An 18,032-nucleotide genomic window follows, 5' to 3' on the forward strand; every position below is an offset into this window, starting at 1 on the left:
GTTCGGGTGCCGGTCGCGGCGGGCGCAGGGCGGAATTCGGATGACCGCCCATTATCATCGCCGCTGCCCGGACGGAAGAGCGGAACAGCCCGGTTTTTCGGTGCCAATTGCGCTCATCGCCGGCGCCGCCGCGTTGCTAGACTCGCCCCATGTCCTCCCCGATCCAGTCTTCCCTGCAGACCCTGCAAACGCTCGCCGCCCAGGCCGCGGGCGGAACCAAAGCCGCCTCGGTGCACACCAGCGTCGGCGCGGGCGGCTTTGCCGACGAACTGGCGGCCTCGATCGATCGCATCAACCGCCTGCAGCAGCAGGCCGGGGCGAAAGGGCTCGCTTTCCAGTCCGGCGCCCCCGGGGTCGAGCTCGACGACCTGATGGTCGACATGCAAAAAGCCAGCCTCGCATTCCAGATGGGGGTGCAGGTGCGCAACCGCCTGGTCTCGGCCTACCGCGACATCATGAACATGCAGGTGTAGGCGGCAGCGCGCCTGCGGTCGATCCGCCGACGCATCCGGAAACGGGCGTCGGCGTTTTTCATCGGCCCGGGGGCCGGTGGGGGCTCAGGCGCTGGAGCGCAGGATCAGGCCCTGGCCCTGGTCGAGGCGACGGGCGATGGCGAGGACTTCTTCGGCGGGAATCTGGCGCAGCAGTTCGCCCGATTCGCGGTCGACGACGCGGGTGATCCAGCGCCCGGAGTCCTCGTCGAGGCTGAACTCCAGGCCGTAGCCGCGCATCACCTCGTTGATCCGCTTCAGCGGTTCGACCAGCTCGCCGCGGCTGGGTGCGGCGGCGCCGTCTTCGGACAGCACGCTGGTGGCCGGCGGCAGGCGCGACATCACCTGTTCCAGGCGCTGGCGCGGGGTGAGGTCGTAAAGGGCGGGCCCCGCGGGGGCGGCGCCGGCATCGATCAGCGGTGAAGTCATGGTCGTGGGTCCTGGCGGCGGATCATCGAATCACGGCGGTGGCGGGCCGGGCGGCCGGGCTCAGGCCGCGGCCCCGGAAAGCAGCAGCTTCTGCCCCGAGGGGTAGGTTTCGGTGCCCGCAGCGCCGGACCGGTGGGCGGTGATCTCGTCGGAAACCTTGAAGCGGTCGATCTCGTCGCTCATGTCGGCGACCTGATCGTCGAGCGACTGGCTGGCGGCGGCGGTCTCTTCGACCAGCGCGGCGTTCTGCTGGATCATCTGTTCGAGCTGCGACACCGCCTGGTTGATCTGGCCGATGCCGGCGGACTGTTCGTCGGCGGCGGTCGAGATTTCCGCGATCTGGGTCGCCATCTGCTTGACCCGGAGGGCGATCGCTTCGAGCGTCTCGCCGGTGGTGGCGACCAGCTTCTGCCCTTCGCCGATGCTGGCGACGTTGTCGGCGACGAGGTTGCGGATCTGCTCGGCTTCGTTGGCGCTGCGGCTGGAGAGCTTGCGCACTTCCGCGGCGACCACCGCGAAGCCGCGGCCGTGCTCGCCGGCGCGGGCGGCCTCGACCGAGGCGTTGAGCGCGAGCAGGTTGGTCTGGAAGGCGATGCTGTCGATCGCGGTGACGATCGAGGTCACGCGCTGGTTGGCCTCGTGGATGCGCTGCATCGCGGCGCGCGCCGCGGTCGATACCCGGGTGGCCTCGTCGGCCTGGGCGGCGACCTCGGACGACACCGTCTGCGCGCTGCGCGCATGGTCGGCGGTGTTGCGCACGGTGGCGGTGATCTGTTCCAGGCTGGAGGCGATCTCGACCAGGGCGGTGGATTGCTGCTCGGTGCGGTTGGCGAGGTCGTCGTTGCCCTGGGCGATCTCGCGGCTGGCGATGCCCACCGACTGGGCGGTGCGGCGGATGCTGGAGACGAGCTGCTCGGTGCTGGCGAGCGAGTCGTTGAAGCTGCGGTTGAGGCGCGAGAATTCGTCGCTGCCGGGCACGTCGAGGCGGCGGGTGAGGTTGTTCTGGTCGCTGCCGAGCACGCGCAGGGTGCGCGCGAGCGGACTCAGGATGCTGCGCGCGATCAGGATCGTGGCGATGCTGGCGAGCACGGCCGAGAGGAGGACCACCGCCAGGTAGCTGATCAGCGCCGCGCGCGCTTCGGCATATAGTCCGCCGGCGCGGGCGATGAGGGCGTTGGTCATTTCGTCCTCGATTTCCTTGACCAGGCCGATCTGGCGCGACTTGAGGTCGAACCACTCGAAGGGGTCGATCTTCTTCACGTCGCCGTGGAGGGTGACGGCGTCGCGGATCTCGCTGATCCGGCGCTGCAGCTCGCCGCTGGAATAGGCTTCGGCCAGCCGGTCGCGCACCGCGGGTTCGCCGACCAGCTCGACCATCTTGTAGTAGGTGCGCTCGTCGGCCGAGAGCGCCGCCAGGCGTTCGAAGACTTCGGCGTGGATGGTGTCGGCGTTGAGCGCGGCGGTGATCACCGCGCGTTCGATACCGGCGGTTTCCTTCAGGCGGAGCAGGACGTTATAGACCGCCGGCGTGCGCACGCCGGCGTCGCTGCTGCCGAAGCCGGTGGCGGCGTCGATCAGTTCGATCAGCTGGCTGATGAGTTCGGTATAGCGGCGGACGACGTCGTACGAGTTGATCTTGCGCTCGTTGATCTCGTTGCGCATCCCCACCGTTTCGGCGAAATGGGGCAGCAGCGCGCGTGCCTGCTCGAGCAGTGCGCTACCGATGAGGTTGGGGTCGGCCTGATTGACGAACACGGTGAACTGTTCGCGCTGCTTGTCCACCAGCACGCGCTGGGCGTCGAGCTTGGGGCGGATGCGGCCGTCCTGGGTGACGACGTGCCCCGAGGAGTAGCCGCGCTCGCGCTGCAGTTCGTGGAGCAGGGCGGTGGCCTGCTGGGCGAGCGCGGTGGTGGCCTGCGGGCCGGTGGCCGCGCGCATCGCGTCCATCCGCTCGAGGATGCCGGCGAGGCCGAAATACGCCGTCGCCAGCAAGGGCAGCACGAGGGCGAGGACAAACTTGTACACGAGGGGGAGGCGGTGCAGCAGCGTGTTCATGGCGATCGGGGTCTCCGTGGCAAAACGCGCCGCGTGCGGCCTGGGCCGGACGAGGCTGTTCGTGATCTATCGGAAACCGGGCGCCGAACTTTAGGGCGAAGGCGTCAAAAAACTGCAATGTCTGCAGGGGCTTCGGCCCGCGCGTCTCTGCCCTGTTCCTCAGGCGGGCGCGGTAGGGGCGACCCGCCGGGTCGCCCCTACGTCCCGGCGTGAAATAGGGGCTGGCCCTTTTCCGCTTGCGGGAGCTCAAGCCTGCATCCGCTGGCGCTGGCTGCGCTATTATCTATCCACATGGTCACCTGGAGCGATGTCATGCGTACCGTTGCGGTTGTCGAGGCCAAGAGCCAGTTTTCTGCGCTGTTGGCGGCAGTGGAGAGTGGCGAGGAGGTGGCGATCACCCGGCGTGGGCGAGTCGTCGCTCGTCTGGTGCCGGATACGCCGCGTTCGGCGGCGGATGTATTTCGGCCCTGCTGGCAGGATGGCGGGCTCGATCTGGCGGCGCCGGCCGATGCGCTGGCCGAGCCGGTCGCCGGGTGGGATTGAGTCCGCATGATCCACCTGCTCGATACCAACATCTTCATCGCCGCGCTGAAGGCCCACCCAACGGTTCGCGCGCGGCTCGAGTCCTTGCCGGCCTCCGCTGTCGCTCTTTCGCCCATCGTGCTGGGCGAACTCCAGACCGGTGTGGAGAAGAGCGAACAGGTCGAGCGTAACCGTGCACGGCTGGAGCAGGTGGTTGCGGGGCTTGCGGTGCCGGGGGTGGATGCCGCGACGAGCGCCCACTATGCACGGATCCGTGCCGCGCTCGAGCGGCAAGGTACGCCGATCGGTGGCAATGATCTCTGGATTGCGGCACAGGCACTTGCACTGGGTGCAGTGCTGGTCACCGATAACGTGAAGGAGTTCAGCCGCGTTCCGGGCCTGGTGGTGGAGAACTGGCTGGCTCAGTGAGGGGATGAGCTAGCACACGCCCACGCTTCACTACCGAGAGGAGACGCTTCAGCCGAGTTTGAGTATGGCCACGACGATGCCGACTGTTTGTCTGGCGACTGCCAATCTACCAAGCTCCGAACCGTCAACCACTCCTTCCCCCAATCGCGCGAAGAACTTTTTTGCGGCCTGTTCCTCGGGCGGGCGCGGTGGGGGCGACCCGGCGGGTCGCCCCCACGACACAGGTGAAACAGGGGTCCGATCCCTTTCCCCCTTCTCGGGCTTCGGTGATTCTGTTCGTGGCCCCTATGCAGCCTCCCACGGGTTGATAACGGTCACGCCGGCGGCCTGGAAGGGGCTTGTGTCGCGTGTGGCAACGATAAACCCGTTGGCCACGGCGACCGCCGCAATGCAGGCGTCGGCAGTCTCGATCCCGCTGCCCGAGTTGCGCACGGTCGCGAGCAATTCGGCATAGGCGTTCGTGCAAGCCAGGTCGAACGGCAGCACACGCCCGACGAACATGGGCAGCACGCGCTTCTCCAGGTACTCATGCAGGCTGTTCCGGCGCTTTCCCGCCGGCAGCAACGCCGCGCCGGCGCGCAGCTCGGCCACGGTCAGTGCGGACAGGTAAAGTGTTTCCAGCGGTTGCGCGTCGATCCATTCGATGACGCGGGCCTCGGGTACTGGTCGCAGCGGCTCCGAAACGACGTTGGTGTGTAACCGGTAACTGAGCGGCGTCCTTCTCGCGGCGTAGCGATCGTTGAATAATTCTCGCCATGTTCAACGACGACGGGATTGGCAGTGATGGCATCGACGGTGAGGAGCAAATGGCGGCGACGCGGCCACGAGGAATGGCGGGCGGTGTTCGATCGCTTTGCGGCAAGCGGTCTGAGCATCCGGCAGTTCTGCGACAGCGAGGGCTTGAGCAAGTCGAGTTTCGAGCGCTGGCGCGGCCTGCTGGCCGGTGAGGCGTCGAGCGTCGCCGATCGCGGCGATGCGTGCGCTCGTGCGGGCTTTGTCGATGCGGGCCTGGTCGACGTTGGCGGCGGTGCAGGCCGGCTCGAGCTCAAGCTCGATCTGGGTGGCGGTGTCGTGCTGCATCTGGTGCGCGGCTGATGTTCTTCCCCGAAGGGGCGGTGCGGGTGCATGTCTATGGCCGCCCGGTTGACATGCGCAAGTCCTTCGATGGGCTGTACGCGCTCACCCGCCACGCACTTGGGTGCGATCCGCTGTCGGGCGAGCTGTTCGTGTTCATCAACCGGCGCGGCACGCAGATGAAGGTGCTGTACTGGGATCGCAGCGGCTTTTGCGTGTGGGCCAAGCGCCTCGAGCAGGGACGGTTCGTGTCCGACTGGTCGCGGGTGCTCACTCGCCAGATGGACTGGACCGGGCTGAAGCTGTTGCTCGAAGGCATCGAGCCGGCGCGCTTCAAGCGCCGTTTCAAGCTCCCGGAAGTGGCCGCCAAGCCCGCATGAATGCTGGGTTTTACGGTAAAATTCCGGCCATGACGACGCCCGTTTCGCTGACCGTTCCGACGCCCGCCGAGGCCGCCCGCTGGGCGCCCGAGCAAATCGTCGCACTGGCCCAGGCGAACGCGGCCGCCGCCCGCCAACTCGATGCCCTGCAGCTCGAGTTCCAGGCGATGAAGCATCAGATCGAGTGGTTCCGGCGCCAGCTCTTCGGGGCGAAGAGCGAGAAGCGCATCGTCGATGCGAGCCCGCATCAGATGAACCTGGGCGAGTTGCCGGTGCCCGAATCCTCGCCGCCGCCCCCTGCCAAGGACATCGCCGCCCACACCCGCCGGGCCCGCACCACCGATTACGCGGCGGGCGACGCATCGGCGCTGTTCTTCGACGAAGCCCGCGTGCCGGTCGAGACCATCGCCGTGGCGAACCCGGAAATCGACGGGCTCACCGCCGACCAGTTCGAGGTGATCGGCGAGAAGGTCAGTCACCGCCTGGCACAGCGCCCGGGCAGCTACGTGATCCTCAAGTATGTGCGTCCGGTGATCAAGCGCCTCGACACCCAGGCGATTTCCTGCCCGGCGGCACCCGAGGGGGTGATTCGCGGCAGCCGCGCCGATGTGAGCTTCGTCGCCGGGCTCATCACCGACAAGTTCTGCTACCACCAGCCGCTGTACCGCCAGCACCAGCGGCTCGGGGACAACGGCATCAAGGTTTCGCGCCCGTGGCTCACGCAGCTCACTCACGGGGCGCTGTCGCTGCTCGAACCCATCTTTACGGCCCAACTCGACTCGATCCGCGCGAGCCGCATCAAGGCGATGGACGAGACCCCGATCAAGGCCGGCCGGGCCGGCCCGGGCAAGATGAAGGGCGGCTACTTCTGGCCGGTCTATGGCGAGCGTGACGAAATCTGCTTCGCCTATCACGAGGGGCGCAGTGGCAAGCACATTGCGCAGACCCTGGGCACCGACCCGCCGCCCGAGGGGGCGGTGCTGCTTACCGATGGCTATGCGGCCTACGAACGCTACGCGGAAAAATGCGGGCTCACGCACGCGCAATGCTGGGCGCACTCGAGGAGGAAGTTCTTCGATGCGCAGGCGCTCGAGCCCGAGCGTGCGGGCCAGGCGCTGGAGATGATCGGAAAACTGTACGCGGTGGAGAAGCACATCCGCGAGGCCAGGCTCGTCGGTGAGGCACGCCGCGCGCATCGGCTCGCGCAGGCCAAGCCCGTGCTCCAGCAGTTCTTCGCCTGGGTCGACGCCCAGTTCGAATCCCAGGGCCTGTTGCCCAGCTCACCGCTCACCACCGCCATGGCGTACGTGCGCGAGCGCCGGGCCGCCCTCGAGGTGTACCTCTCCGATCCCGAGGTGCCGATCGACACCAACCATCTGGAGCGGGCGCTACGCGTGGTGCCGATGGGCCGTCGCAACTGGCTCTTCTGCTGGACCGAGGTCGGGGCAAAGTACGTGGGCATCGCGCAGAGTCTGATCGCCACCTGCCGCCTGCACGACATCGACCCCTATACGTACCTGGTCGATGTGCTCCAGCGCATCGGCCAGCATCCGGCCGCCAACGTGGCGCAGCTCACCCCAAGGCTGTGGAAGCAACACTTCGCGGCCAATCCGCTGCGATCCGATCTCTTCGAAATCTCGAAGTAGGCAAGGACGCCGGGCAGTTACCGCTTACGTTGGTGTCGAGCAGGATCATTCGAAACTTGCCGCCCGGGCCGGGGTTTGGTCTCGCACGCTCTCGAAGATGGCGAACTCTTCTTCGGTCAGCTTCAGCTTGCGGCCGATCTCGGCCAGCATCGAACCGAGCTTGACCCGGCCTTGCGGCTTCACAGCGGATTCCAGAATGTCGCGCATCTCCGCTTCGATGCTGCGGCCGTGTTGGGCGGCCCGCACACGGATGGCGCGATGCACTTCATCGGGCACATTTCGGACGGTAACGGATCGCATCTTTCAAAATCTCTTCATGATGTAGGTGATTGCAATCTAGTGGATTGAAATCAATGACGCAATCGCCAGCATCCGCGCCCCTTTCCACCGTGCACCTAAACCGACCCGGGCGCGGTAGGGGCGACCCGGCGGGTCGCCCCTACGTCCCTGAAACAGGGGTCTGACCCCTTTCTCTCCTTACTCGTCGAAGCCTGCGTCGCGCAGTTTGCGCGTGAAGTCGAAGGTGTCGAAGGTGACGGTGCTCATGGAGCGAAGGTAGGCGGGGGTCAGGGGCGGGTCAAGCAGCCCTGCGCTCCAGCGGCTGGATCGCGGGTGCGGGCTGCTGCTCGGCCTGCCACAGGTCGAACTGCGTCTGCATCCCCAGCCATAGTTCGGGCGACGTGCCCAGCCATGCAGCCAGGCGTAGCGCCATGCTGGCGGTGACGCCGGCGCGTGCGTTCAGCACCTTGGAAAGCATCACGCGGGAGATTTGCAGCGCCTTGGCGGCCTGCGTCACGGTCATGTCCTCGGGCAGCCATTCCCGCAGCACTTCGCCGGGGTGGGGCGGGTTGTGCATCCTGCTCATCGTGCGCTCCTGGTGATCATCCTGGTAATCGACCAAAACGGCGTTTTCGCCCTCGAAGGTGAAGGTCATCCGCCAGTTGCCGTTCACCCAAACCGACCCGGGCGCGGTAGGGGCGACCCGCCGGGTCGCCCCTGCGTTCCCGCGCACGCCGCGCAAGATTTTGCGCCCCCCGCCCTCGTAGAGAAATAGGGGTCTGACCCCTTTTTTCCGTCATGCCAGCGCAAGGCGGTGGGCGACCCGGCGGGTCGCCCCTACGTCCGGGCGAATTGCCCCCAAGACCCAGGTGAAACAGGGGGCAGCCTCCTTTTCTGCTTCAGATCAATGCTGCTGCAGCCAGTCGCTGAATTCCGCTACCGTGAGGATCGGGATGTGAAACTGTGATCTCACCGCCTGAATGTCGCCATCGCCGCTGACCAAGGCATCGGCGCAGGCAGCGGCGGCGAGCGCCAGGAAGGCGATGTCGTCCGCATCATGCACGCAGGGCAGGCCTTGCGGTGCGGCGTCCACCTTCACGGTTTCGACGTAGGGGAGGAATTCGGCCAGAAGGCATTCCTGTTCTTCGCGGCGGAGCTTGAACTTCGGGTAGCTCAGCACCCGCAGCAGTTCGCTGACGGTGTCGCGGCTGGCCAGGGCGACGAAGCGCTTGGCCTGCCACGCCTCTCTCAACCAGGTGAAGCGGCCCCGCGAGAAGATCAGTGCGGAGACCAGGCAGTTGGTGTCGAGAACAACGCGCGGAACGCTCATGCGCGCTTTCTGGCCCAGGCGATGGCGTCACCCACATCGTCCTGGGTGATGCCCAGTTCTTCCAGCTTTGCCCGTACCGCATCGGCTTGCTGCAGACGCACCGGCGTCAGCACGATCTTGCCGTCCTCAACTGCGACGTCATAGTAGTCGGCCTCGCCAACGGTCTGGACGATGGCCTTGGGCAGGGTGATCTGGTTCTTGCTCGTGCGCTTGGCCAGCATGGCGATCTCGGAAAGTAATGAAGTAAGGAATTCAATTCTAGTCCGATTCTTGCAAATGGACGCCGATTTCAACTCAACTCACGCCATGGCAACTGCTGTGCCTGGCGTCGAGAAGGGCTCCCGGATCGACGGTCATGGCTGTAGGGGCGACCCGGCGGGTCGCCCTGACGAACCACCGGCTCGCCCCCACGACCCAGGTGAATAGGGGGGCAGAGGTGTGCATGCTCTGATTGTGGTGGAATCCCGTAGATCAACAGGCTGCAGGAAGTAGGGATCTGGCCTCTTTTTCCCTTCCGCGGGCGTCACGCCTATGGCTGCAGCGATATCAGCCTTTAGCCAGCTTCAGCGCTTTTTTGAAGCGCTTGAGGTCGGCCACGGCAAAGAGCTGACTGCGGCCAACCGTTACGCTGGGCTGAAGCTTTCCGCTTGCAACATGGCGACGGAAGGTCGACATCGAGACCTCCAGGTACTCGACCGCCTCCTCGGCGGTGAACTCGTCGCCAGAAAGATGGCCGAACAACTCCTCGTGGCTCAGATCTTCGCCACGGAAGGCATGGGTCGACAGGAGAACGAAGAACCTCTGCCGCTCGGCCGCAGGCATGCGTTTGAGGTCATGGAAGAGTTCTTCAGCTGTTGCTGTGAATGCCATCGTTCTATCCCTCCGCGCGCAAGTACCGCTTGAGCTCGTCGTAGAAATTCTCATGCGATCCTACTTGGTAAAAATCGATAATGAGAAGCGCAAGCGGTTGATCTCCAGCCTCTGCGCCGGGAGGGCGGTAGGCAACCAGGTATTCCTGCCGGTTGAACTTGAATTTGTAGATCCACACCCCGGCCAGATCCTCAACCTTGAGTTCGCCGATTTCGGGGGCCTCACAAATCGCCTCGACGGCGTCCTCAATCGCAAGCTGCAACGGCTTGTGCGCCTTCTTCACGAAGCGACTGAAAGGAGGTTTGTAGTTGGGCTTCATCGTTTGACTGATTTTGTGCCAAAACTGGCATTTTTTCAACTCAACTCACGCCATGGAAACTGCTGCGCCTGGCGTCGAGAAGGGCTCCCGGATCGACGGCCATGGCTGTAGGGGCGACCCGGCGAATTGCCCCTACGTCCCAGGTGAAATAGGGGGCCGTCCCCTTTCCCCCTTCTCGGGCTTCGGTGATTCTGTTCGTGGCCCCTATGCAGCCTCCCATGGGTTGATAACGGTCACGCCGGCGGTCTGGAAGGGGCTTGTGTCGCGCGGGCTAAACGGCGAACGTGCTTCATGGTCGCCCTTGGCACAGGGGGGAGCGCGGCCCGAATGGTCGGCAACTAAAGACGCTAGCACACGCCACGCTTCACTACCGAGAGGCGGTGTTTCAGCCCAGCTTGAGGATGGCCGCGACGATGCCGACGCCGGCGGCGATCAGGCCGCCGAGCTTGATGGTCAGGCGCAACTCCTGGGCCTGCATGTCCTTGCCGAGTACGTCCATGCGAAAGTCGAAGTGCTCGCGCGTGACCAGCTTTTCTTGCGACTCGGCGAGCACGCGCACGACGGTCTCCGCCTGCTTCTCGTCGAAGCCTGCGTCGCGCAGTTTGCGCGTGAATTCGAGGGTGTCGAAGGTGACGGTGCTCATGGGGCGAAGATAGGCTGGGATCGGGGGCGGGTCAAGCTGCCACCTCCTTGGGAGGAATAGGGGCCTGACCCCTTTTCCCTCCCGGAATGGGTAGCCGTCAGGTATGTAGCACTGACAGGGCGCCGGGATTGGCCTCGACGATCCTCAACAGAGCGCGGGCTGGCCCTGCCGGGCGAACCCGGTGCTGTTCCCTGTTCTGCAGGGTCTTGGGCTTGACCCCGATCAGGTAGGCGAAACGGGTCTGGCTCAGGCCGGTACGTTCCCGGATGGCCTTGACGTCGGGTTCCGGAAACTCGTGCACCTTCACTCCCGCGACCGTTTCGCCACGCATGTGGCGCCCTATGTCGCGAACGCTCTCCAGCAGCGCGTCGAATTGCTTATCGTCCATGGCTCACCTCCGCGTCGATTACATCGGCCAGCCGCCGTAGCTGGTCCTTGGTCAGGTCGGCCGCCACATTTTTGGCATAGGCGAGAGAAACAGGGGGCTTCGCCGCGGGGCGTCCAGACCATGACCACCATCCGGCCATCCAGCTTGCCGACGGTGATGTGGCGCGGCTCGCTGTAATCCTCGCGGGTGTCCTCGGCGGTGAAGTACCTTTCCGCCATCGCTGGCAAACAAGCAGCGTGCGGGCTTGGTCGCCCGGAAACGTCGGCGCACAGCCGCGCCTCTCTTCGCGGCTTTTTTGTGCGTGCTCGGTGTTGCTGTTATGGGCGGGCCGGGCGGGAGGGCGCAAGCCCTGCCGGTGCCGACTACCGGTCGACCAACCCGCTCGGCTCCGCCCACCCTCTTGGTCGGGGGCTGGCGGAAGTTCAAACCGCTAGTTGGCGTATCACCGCATGGCTGACACCGCCCTCACGACCCAGGTGAATAGGGGGGCGACCCCTTTCCCACTTCCCTTATTTGGTGTCGGGCGGGGCCTTCGATCTGCGGCCCAGGAATGCGACCCCCAGGGTGCCGATCGTGACAGTTGCGATCGTGCCGCCCAGCCAAGGCTGGCCGTTGAGCCCGGCATAAATGCCGCCGGCGATGCCGAGCGAGGCCACGACAATGGCCGAAAGCTGCCCGATCACGCGCTCGACAAAAATGAATCGGTTGACGATCACGTCCTGCCGCCTGCGGTGCTCGGCTTCGGTTCTGGTTTGCTCGATGACGAAATCAACCAGATCGGGGCGAAAGTGGTGAAGGCGCTCCAACTGTTCAACAGGCAGCAGCAGAGCATCAGACTCATGCGATTGCACCGTCAGTTGGTCACCGTTGCGATTTGTAGCCTTCGCCTGAACTGCCTTTGTTGCCATATGCTGCGGTGCTCGCCTTGATGTCGATGCTTATGCGTCGAACGTCGCCGCGCAAGCGCATTCTGTCGTCCTTGAAGCCTTTCCCCTTGCGGGGCCGAACGTAACGGCGGCCTGTAAAGAGGTAGCTTTCGATGACGCTGGCGAAGCCATCAATCCAGTTCATCAGGTGGTTCATGTTTACCTCCAGTCATGCAAAAGCCGCACTGGTGGCGGCTTTGAATCTGACGACACAACTGTAGCATCGTTCGGCGGCGAATGTCTTGTGCCGGCTTCCGTCCCGCACCCACTGCGGTACGAGCTTGCATCCACAGCCATGCCAGCGCAAGGCGGCAGGGGCGACCCGGCGGGTCGCCCCTACGACTCAGGGGTGAAACAGGGGTCTTGAAACAGGGGTCCGACCCCTTTCCTGCTTCTTCCGAACTTCCGGTTGATGAGGCCGACGGCTTACGCCGGGGAGTGCGTCTTGAGCCAGTCCTTCAGGGCGGCGTTCATGCGCGTCTGCCAGCCCTTGCCGGTGGCCCTGAAGGCTTCCACGACCTCGGCATCGTACCGGACCGTCAGGGCCAGCTTAGGGCTGCCAGCTTTCGGGCGGCCCCGGCGGACCCGCTTGTCGCCGACATACTCGTCTGCCTGCTCGAAGAACTCGTCGGTCAACTCCGGCGCATCGTCCGGGTCAATCCAGTCGGTGTGCGTAGCGCGCTTGTTCGCGTTCATTGGCTTTCCTCATGCTGATGATGCGGCGGGCTTCGCCGCGGGGCGTCCAGACCATGACCACCATCCGGCCATCCAGCTTGCCGACGGTGATGTGGCGCGGCTCGCTGTAATCCTCGCGGGTGTCCTCGGCGGTGAAGTGCCTGCCTGCGAACACCTCGCCGGCTCGGGCGAAATCCATGCCCCGCTCGGTCAGGGTTTTGTCGCGCTTGTCAGAGTCGAACTCGATTTCCATACGAATTATTGTAGTTACAACAAAAAAGAGGATCAAGTGATTTTTGTAACTACACCCTTGGCGCACAGCCGCGCCTCTCTTCGCGGCTTTTTTGTGCGTGCTCGGTGTTGCTCTTATGGGCGGGCCGGGCGGGAGGGCGCAAGCCCTGCCGGCGCCAACTACCGGTCGACCAACCCGCTTGGCTCCGCCCACCCTCTTGGTCGGGGGCTGGCGGAAGTTCAAACCGCTAGTTGGCGTATCACCGCATGGCTGACACCGCCCTCACGACCCAGGTGAATAAGGGGCGACCCCTTTCCCCCGCGGTAGGGGCGACCCGGCGGCTCGCCCTGCGTCCCCGCGCCCGCCGCGCAAGATTTTTCGCCCCCTGCCCTAAAGCTTTCCCGCCGCCGCCCGATACACCTAGCAACGGTGGTTACCGCCGTTGCGGCAGGGCGGGCAGATGCGGCGCAGCCGCGGCACGGCACCAGCCAACTTTGGACTTACCAACACAGGGGATTCATCATGTCCGTCATCAATACCAACATCACCTCGCTGATCGGCCAGGCCAACCTGAACAAGTCGCAGGGCGCACTGTCCACTTCGATGCAGCGCCTGTCTTCCGGCCTGCGCATCAACAGCGCCAAGGACGACGCCGCCGGCCAGGCCATCGCCAACCGGATGAGCAGCCAGATCAAGGGCCTCGCCCAGGCCCAGCGCAACGCCAACGACGGCATCTCGGTCGCCCAGACTGCCGAAGGCGCGCTCAACCAGATCAACGACAACCTGCAGCGCATCCGCGAGTTGAGCGTGCAGGCCCGAAACAGCACCAACTCTGCCGAAGACAAAGTCTCGATCCAGGCCGAAATCAAGCAGCGCCTGACCGAAATCGACCGCATCTCCGAACAGACCGACTTCAACGGCACCAAGGTACTGAGCAAAGACCAGAGCCTGAACATCCAGGTCGGTGCCAACGACGGCGAAGTCATCTCCATCGGCCTGAAGGAAATCACTTCCAAGACTTTGGGTCTGGACGACTTCAACGTTTCCGGTCCGCAAGGCAGCCTCAGCGTGGCTACCACCACCAACGCATTCAAGTCGGCTTACGGTGACACCACCAAGATCGTCGACTCTAAGGTGGCTGAGGCAGCCGCTGGCGACTTGGCTACCAATCTGGGTATTGCGACCACCAGTATTGTGCTCACCACCACCGATGCCTATGTTGACTCCGATGGCAACATGTTTGCCAAAGTAACCATCAACACTACTACTGCCTCGGAAATCAGCACGTTGGCCGCTAAAGGCATCACCGTCGAGTCCGGCGTTACCGCGACCTTCTACATTGCCCTGGACCCGCAGGAAGCCGACACCACTACTGCTGCCACCACCGCAGCCTTTACCATCGATACTGCCAACCTCAGCCCGGCCGACCTGGTAAGCGGCGCCACCGCCGATCCGCTGGCTCTGCTGGACGAGGCCCTGAGCGAAGTCGATACCCTGCGCTCCGACCTCGGTGCCATTCAGAACCGCTTCGATTCGGCGATCAACAACCTGAAGACGAACGAGACCAACCTGTCCGCAGCCCGCTCCCGCATCGAAGATGCCGACTATGCGGTGGAAGTGGCCAACATGACGCGGGCGCAGATCCTGCAGCAAGCGGGTACTTCGGTTCTGGCCCAGGCCAACCAGGTTCCGCAAGGCGTGCTCTCCCTGCTCGGCTAACAACCCGCCGCCGCATGACAGCCCCGGATTGGCCTCGGCCGATCCGGCACCAGAAAAGGGCGCTTCGGCGCCCTTTTCTCATTGACGTCGCCTTCAGATATGGTGAATAAACTCGCTTCAGCGCCGGGTTATCGGCGTATTGAGTCGACCGCCATTAGCCGACAATCCAAACATCCCGCAACTCACTCCAGGCTTTCCTATCATGAGCCGCCCCTCCAAAACAGTCGGCCGTCCCCAGGCGCAACGTCCCCCCCGAACCAAGGCCCAAACTCAGCAGGTGATAAACCGCGCGCCCAAGCGGGCCAGTGACTGGAAAGCGCTGGGGAACCGCCTGCTTCAGGAAAAACAGTACGCTGAAGCCCAGCACGCGCTCGAGCAGGCTCGCACTTTGGATCCACGCGACGCCGAAGCCCTGATATTGCTGGGCATGGTGGAGATCAAGCTCGGCGATATTCGGACTGCACAAGACCTGGCCAACAAATCGCTGGAAATCGACCCAAACAATCCCGACGGACTGTGCCTGTTAGGTCGCATCCTTTATGATTGCGGACTTTACGATCAGGCACTTGGGCATATCGAGCAGGCCTTGGCTCTCGTACCCGGCCGCGAAGATGCTTTGGAAAGGAAGGCCCTGATCCTCAGCAAGACGCACCGCTATGAGGAGGCGATTGCCCTGTTCGACGGACTGATCCGCCGCCGCCCAGATTACTTCGCCTTCTGGAACAACGCGGCAAACCTGCTCAAGGATATCGGCCAGCTGGACAAGGCAGAAGTCTACTATCTGAAGGCCATTGAGCTTTCCGGCAGTTCGCCGCTGGCCTACTCCAACCGATTGACCAGCCTGCATTACAATCCCACTGTTAACCGGGAAAGAATTTTCGGCGTATGCAAAGAGTGGGAAACGCGTTACGCGCCAAAAGACATCCCTCCCCGCCCGCAGCCCGAGGAGCGCTCACCACAACGGCGACTGCGCATCGGCATGATCTCCGATGGCTTCAGCAATCACCCTGTCGGTCGCATGATCACCCTTATGCTGGAGTCGCTGCCGCGCGATGAGTTCGAGTTGTTTGCTTATAGCACCAGCAACTTCGAAGACTCCTTGACCCGCCGCATCAAGCAATCTGTCGCTCATTGGACTGGCATTTCCCACTTGACCGATGAGCAGTTCGCCGAGCGCGTCCGCAGTGAAAAAATCGATATCCTCATCGATCTGGCCGGACACAACTCCGGCAACCGCATGCGCACCATGGCCCTGCAGCCTGCCCCGCTGCTGGTCAAATGGGTCGGTGGTCTGATCAACACGACCGGCTTAAGCGCCATCGACTACCTGTTGAGCGACAGCATCGAGTCACCGCCGGGAGAGGACGAGTTCTATACCGAAAAGCTCATCCGCCTTCCGGACGACTACATCTGCTTCACCCCCCCGGAATATGTGCCGGAAATTGGTAGGCTGCCGGCTCTGAACAACGGCTACATTACTCTCGGCTGCTTCAACAATCCGACCAAGGTCAACGAAGTCGTGCTGGGCGAATGGGCCAAGATCATGCACGCGCTTCCTGGCTCACGCCTGCTGCTCAAGGGCATGCAATACAACAGCGAAGACCTGTGCAGAAAAGTGCGCACAATCATGGCGGCACAGGGTATCGAGCCCGAGCGCCTGATGATCGAGGGCCCATCACCGCACCGGGAACTGCTACAAACCTACAACCGCGTCGACATTGCGCTTGATCCCTGGCCTTACTCCGGTGGCCTGACCACCTGCGAAGCCTTCCTGATGGGCGTCCCAGTGGTCTCCCTGCCTGGCCCGACCTTCGCCGGCCGCCACTCTGCCACCCATCTGGTCAACGCCGGCATGCCCGAACTGGTGGTCGACAGCTGGGATGAGTACCGTGAGCGAGTGCTTGAACTGGCCAGCGACCTCGGCAGTTTGAGCACCATCCGTCACCACCTACGCGAGGTCTTGCTGCAATCGCCCGTCTGCGACGGCCCCCGCTTCGCCAAAAACTTCACCATCGCCATGCGCGCAATCTGGCAGCGCTACTGCGAAGGCAAGCAACCAGCGGCCCTGACGCTGAACCATGAAGGCCAGGCCTGGTTCGAGGGCGACAGCGAGCCGATGCAGCTGCAACATCCCCTTCCAGTGGGGGGGGAAGAGCGGGGCGACTTCAATTTCACGTTCGAAGGCAAGATCATCACCCTGGATAACGGTGCGCTGCTGGTCGGCACCACAGGGTTCGGCAGCCTGCAGCGGCTGGGCGCCTTTGCCGCCATTGCCTTCGATCCCACCAGCAAGGTCACCAATGTCGCCCAACTGCAAGCTGCCGGCGAATTACACCACTATCCCCATGTAAGCCTGGGCAATGGCGGCGAAGGCACCCTGTACGCCTGCCTCGATCCGGCGATGAGCGGCACGCTGGAGCCGCTGCCTGCTGATCAGCAACTGCCGGGTAATCAAGAAGCCACACAGGTCATCGCCAAACTGCCGATCACCACCCTGCGCCTCGACGATATCGAAGGGTTGGACAACATCGACTGGCTGCTGCTCGACAACATGAACGACAGCTTGATGATTCTGGAAAACGGCGCAAAGGCACTGGCGGAAACGCTGCTGGTGCAGGTTCGAGTCAACTTTTCTCCGACCCATAAGAAGCAGCCCGAGCTGACACAGATCAGCCACTGGCTGGCGCGGCATGGGTTCAGTTTTTATCGGCTGAACAACCTGCAGCACTACAGCCATCTCCCCAATCGCGCTGACCTGCAGAAACAGCAGGCTACGCAGCTTACCCATGCGGATGGACTTTTCATTCCTAACGTCAAACGCATGGAGGCGCTGAGTAATAACCAGCGCCTGAAACTGGCCTTCCTGCTGAATACCGTCTACGGGATAAAGGATTTGACCAGCGCCTTGCTGGCCCAAGTCAGCCAGACGCTGGCCGACGCCTATCTGACCTCCGAGCACATCCTGCCAAGGATGCCGGAAAAGGCTGATGACTCGCCACTCCAGACGTCAGCTCCTTCCCCGGAGAATAATCTGGGCATCTCTCTGCCAGAGGCGCCATGTATGTCCACTGCAGAGCGGGTCCTGTTCGCCAAGGCTCTCAAGTCGGCCAAGAACTACTTCGAATTCGGATCGGGCGGCTCCACCGTGTGGGCAATAAATGCAGGACTCGTCGTGCACGGCGTGGAAAGCGATGAGAAGTGGGCCAGCGCACTCAATACGCGCCTTGGAGAACGCTGCAGGATCGAGGCGGTGAACATTGGCCCGACCGGTGAATGGGGCTACCCGCTAGCCAAGCATTACAGCACGAAGTTCCCAAGATATAGCAATGCGATACATCTTCACAATTTATCATTCGACCTAATTCTTGTGGATGGCCGATTCCGCGTTGCTTGCACTCTCTCGGCGATACAAAATATCGTCAAGAGGAACAATGCCGATGAAGCCAGAATTCTGATACACGATTTCTGGAATCGCCCCCAGTACCACTGCGTATTGAGCTTCCTAGAAGTCATCGAGCGTGCTGAAACGGCCGGACTTTTCAAGGTTAAAAAGAGAATAAATCATGCCAGTCTGGAGAAACTGCTGGCTGAGTATGTGAAGAATCCGGACTGAACAGAAGGGCCG

At 63.3% G+C, this 18,032-nt stretch carries 22 protein-coding genes and 1 pseudogene; 8 read left to right on the forward strand and 15 right to left on the reverse strand.

The window, feature by feature from the left end; all coding sequences use genetic code 11:
* The first annotated feature begins 149 nt into the window (after positions 1-149).
* Positions 150-473, forward strand: coding sequence for a flagellar hook-basal body complex protein FliE (gene fliE, locus Tchl_RS01890; RefSeq protein WP_075146897.1), 324 nt, complete (start codon positions 150-152; stop codon positions 471-473).
* Positions 474-557: 84 nt separating this feature from the next.
* On the opposite strand, the gene Tchl_RS01895 is transcribed toward fliE, so the two are convergent.
* Positions 558-920 (reverse strand): flagellar protein FlaG, encoded by a 363-nt coding sequence (locus tag Tchl_RS01895; RefSeq protein WP_075146898.1) that lies wholly within the window; start codon positions 918-920, stop codon positions 558-560.
* A 60-nt stretch (positions 921-980) separates the two neighbouring features.
* Positions 981-2,975 carry a methyl-accepting chemotaxis protein gene (locus Tchl_RS01900; RefSeq protein ID WP_075146899.1) on the reverse strand — a complete coding sequence of 665 codons (1,995 nt, stop codon included), beginning with the start codon at positions 2,973-2,975 and terminating at the stop codon, positions 981-983.
* Between the two features lie 312 nt (positions 2,976-3,287).
* Between Tchl_RS01900 and Tchl_RS01905 the strand changes: the two genes are divergently transcribed.
* Positions 3,288-3,518, forward strand: coding sequence for a type II toxin-antitoxin system Phd/YefM family antitoxin (locus Tchl_RS01905; RefSeq protein WP_075146900.1), 231 nt, complete (start codon positions 3,288-3,290; stop codon positions 3,516-3,518).
* 6 nt (positions 3,519-3,524) lie between these two features.
* Positions 3,525-3,926, forward strand: a complete 402-nt coding sequence (locus Tchl_RS01910; RefSeq protein WP_075146901.1) for a PIN domain-containing protein — start codon at positions 3,525-3,527, stop codon at positions 3,924-3,926.
* A gap of 285 nt (positions 3,927-4,211) precedes the next feature.
* Here the strand turns inward: Tchl_RS01910 and Tchl_RS01915 are convergent.
* Positions 4,212-4,607 (reverse strand): annotated as a pseudogene (locus Tchl_RS01915) (PIN domain-containing protein); the annotation flags it as partial.
* A 102-nt stretch (positions 4,608-4,709) separates the two neighbouring features.
* On the opposite strand from Tchl_RS01915, the gene tnpA reads away from it, so the two are divergent.
* The 3 genes from tnpA to tnpC are packed head-to-tail and all read left to right on the forward strand — an operon-like array spanning position 4,710 to position 7,026.
* The gene (gene tnpA, locus Tchl_RS01920; RefSeq protein ID WP_075146703.1) at positions 4,710-5,021 is read left to right on the forward strand and encodes an IS66 family insertion sequence element accessory protein TnpA; all 312 of its coding nucleotides are present in this window, start codon (positions 4,710-4,712) and stop codon (positions 5,019-5,021) included.
* Positions 5,021-5,380, forward strand: a complete 360-nt coding sequence (gene tnpB, locus Tchl_RS01925) for an IS66 family insertion sequence element accessory protein TnpB (protein WP_083945075.1) — start codon at positions 5,021-5,023, stop codon at positions 5,378-5,380. The genes tnpA and tnpB overlap by 1 nt, the downstream gene beginning before the upstream one ends.
* 29 nt (positions 5,381-5,409) lie before the next feature.
* Positions 5,410-7,026, forward strand: coding sequence for an IS66 family transposase (gene tnpC / locus Tchl_RS01930; RefSeq protein ID WP_075146702.1), 1,617 nt, complete (start codon positions 5,410-5,412; stop codon positions 7,024-7,026).
* A 45-nt stretch (positions 7,027-7,071) separates the two neighbouring features.
* Here tnpC and Tchl_RS01935 read toward each other — a convergent pair whose 3' ends face one another.
* From Tchl_RS01935 to Tchl_RS01995, 12 genes are all read right to left on the reverse strand, one after another.
* The gene (locus Tchl_RS01935; protein WP_198158978.1) at positions 7,072-7,326 is read right to left on the reverse strand and encodes a FitA-like ribbon-helix-helix domain-containing protein; all 255 of its coding nucleotides are present in this window, start codon (positions 7,324-7,326) and stop codon (positions 7,072-7,074) included.
* A 277-nt stretch (positions 7,327-7,603) separates the two neighbouring features.
* Entirely contained in the window at positions 7,604-7,960 is a 357-nt protein-coding gene (locus tag Tchl_RS01940; protein ID WP_146060819.1) for a HigA family addiction module antitoxin, read from the reverse strand.
* A gap of 249 nt (positions 7,961-8,209) precedes the next feature.
* Entirely contained in the window at positions 8,210-8,635 is a 426-nt protein-coding gene (locus tag Tchl_RS01950) for a putative toxin-antitoxin system toxin component, PIN family (RefSeq protein WP_198158979.1), read from the reverse strand.
* Entirely contained in the window at positions 8,632-8,856 is a 225-nt protein-coding gene (locus Tchl_RS01955) for an AbrB/MazE/SpoVT family DNA-binding domain-containing protein (protein WP_075146905.1), read from the reverse strand. Before Tchl_RS01955 ends, Tchl_RS01950 begins: the two co-directional genes overlap by 4 nt.
* A 325-nt stretch (positions 8,857-9,181) precedes the next feature.
* Positions 9,182-9,505 carry a helix-turn-helix domain-containing protein gene (locus Tchl_RS01960; RefSeq protein ID WP_075146906.1) on the reverse strand — a complete coding sequence of 108 codons (324 nt, stop codon included), beginning with the start codon at positions 9,503-9,505 and terminating at the stop codon, positions 9,182-9,184.
* Between the two features lie 4 nt (positions 9,506-9,509).
* Positions 9,510-9,824 carry a type II toxin-antitoxin system RelE/ParE family toxin gene (locus tag Tchl_RS01965; RefSeq protein WP_075146907.1) on the reverse strand — a complete coding sequence of 105 codons (315 nt, stop codon included), beginning with the start codon at positions 9,822-9,824 and terminating at the stop codon, positions 9,510-9,512.
* Positions 9,825-10,209: 385 nt separating this feature from the next.
* Positions 10,210-10,467, reverse strand: a complete 258-nt coding sequence (locus tag Tchl_RS01970) for a CCDC90 family protein (RefSeq protein WP_075146908.1) — start codon at positions 10,465-10,467, stop codon at positions 10,210-10,212.
* Between the two features lie 97 nt (positions 10,468-10,564).
* Positions 10,565-10,855 carry a helix-turn-helix domain-containing protein gene (locus Tchl_RS01975; RefSeq protein ID WP_075146909.1) on the reverse strand — a complete coding sequence of 97 codons (291 nt, stop codon included), beginning with the start codon at positions 10,853-10,855 and terminating at the stop codon, positions 10,565-10,567.
* A 509-nt stretch (positions 10,856-11,364) separates the two neighbouring features.
* On the reverse strand, positions 11,365-11,763 hold the full coding sequence (locus tag Tchl_RS01985; protein ID WP_075146910.1) for a hypothetical protein: 399 nt from the start codon (positions 11,761-11,763) through the stop codon (positions 11,365-11,367).
* Positions 11,717-11,938, reverse strand: a complete 222-nt coding sequence (locus Tchl_RS17545; RefSeq protein WP_083945106.1) for a hypothetical protein — start codon at positions 11,936-11,938, stop codon at positions 11,717-11,719. Before Tchl_RS17545 ends, Tchl_RS01985 begins: the two co-directional genes overlap by 47 nt.
* A gap of 269 nt (positions 11,939-12,207) precedes the next feature.
* Positions 12,208-12,477, reverse strand: coding sequence for a BrnA antitoxin family protein (locus tag Tchl_RS01990; RefSeq protein ID WP_075146911.1), 270 nt, complete (start codon positions 12,475-12,477; stop codon positions 12,208-12,210).
* The gene (locus Tchl_RS01995) at positions 12,437-12,709 is read right to left on the reverse strand and encodes a BrnT family toxin (RefSeq protein WP_075146912.1); all 273 of its coding nucleotides are present in this window, start codon (positions 12,707-12,709) and stop codon (positions 12,437-12,439) included. The genes Tchl_RS01990 and Tchl_RS01995 overlap by 41 nt, the downstream gene beginning before the upstream one ends.
* A 501-nt stretch (positions 12,710-13,210) precedes the next feature.
* On the opposite strand from Tchl_RS01995, the gene Tchl_RS02000 reads away from it, so the two are divergent.
* Together Tchl_RS02000 and Tchl_RS02005 are read left to right on the forward strand one after the other, a co-directional pair.
* Positions 13,211-14,407, forward strand: a complete 1,197-nt coding sequence (locus tag Tchl_RS02000) for a FliC/FljB family flagellin (RefSeq protein ID WP_075146913.1) — start codon at positions 13,211-13,213, stop codon at positions 14,405-14,407.
* Between the two features lie 202 nt (positions 14,408-14,609).
* Positions 14,610-18,020 carry an O-linked N-acetylglucosamine transferase, SPINDLY family protein gene (locus tag Tchl_RS02005; protein ID WP_083945107.1) on the forward strand — a complete coding sequence of 1,137 codons (3,411 nt, stop codon included), beginning with the start codon at positions 14,610-14,612 and terminating at the stop codon, positions 18,018-18,020.
* The last annotated feature ends 12 nt before the right edge of the window (positions 18,021-18,032 follow it).

The organism is Thauera chlorobenzoica (assembly GCF_001922305.1).
GTDB lineage: Bacteria > Pseudomonadota > Gammaproteobacteria > Burkholderiales > Rhodocyclaceae > Thauera > Thauera chlorobenzoica.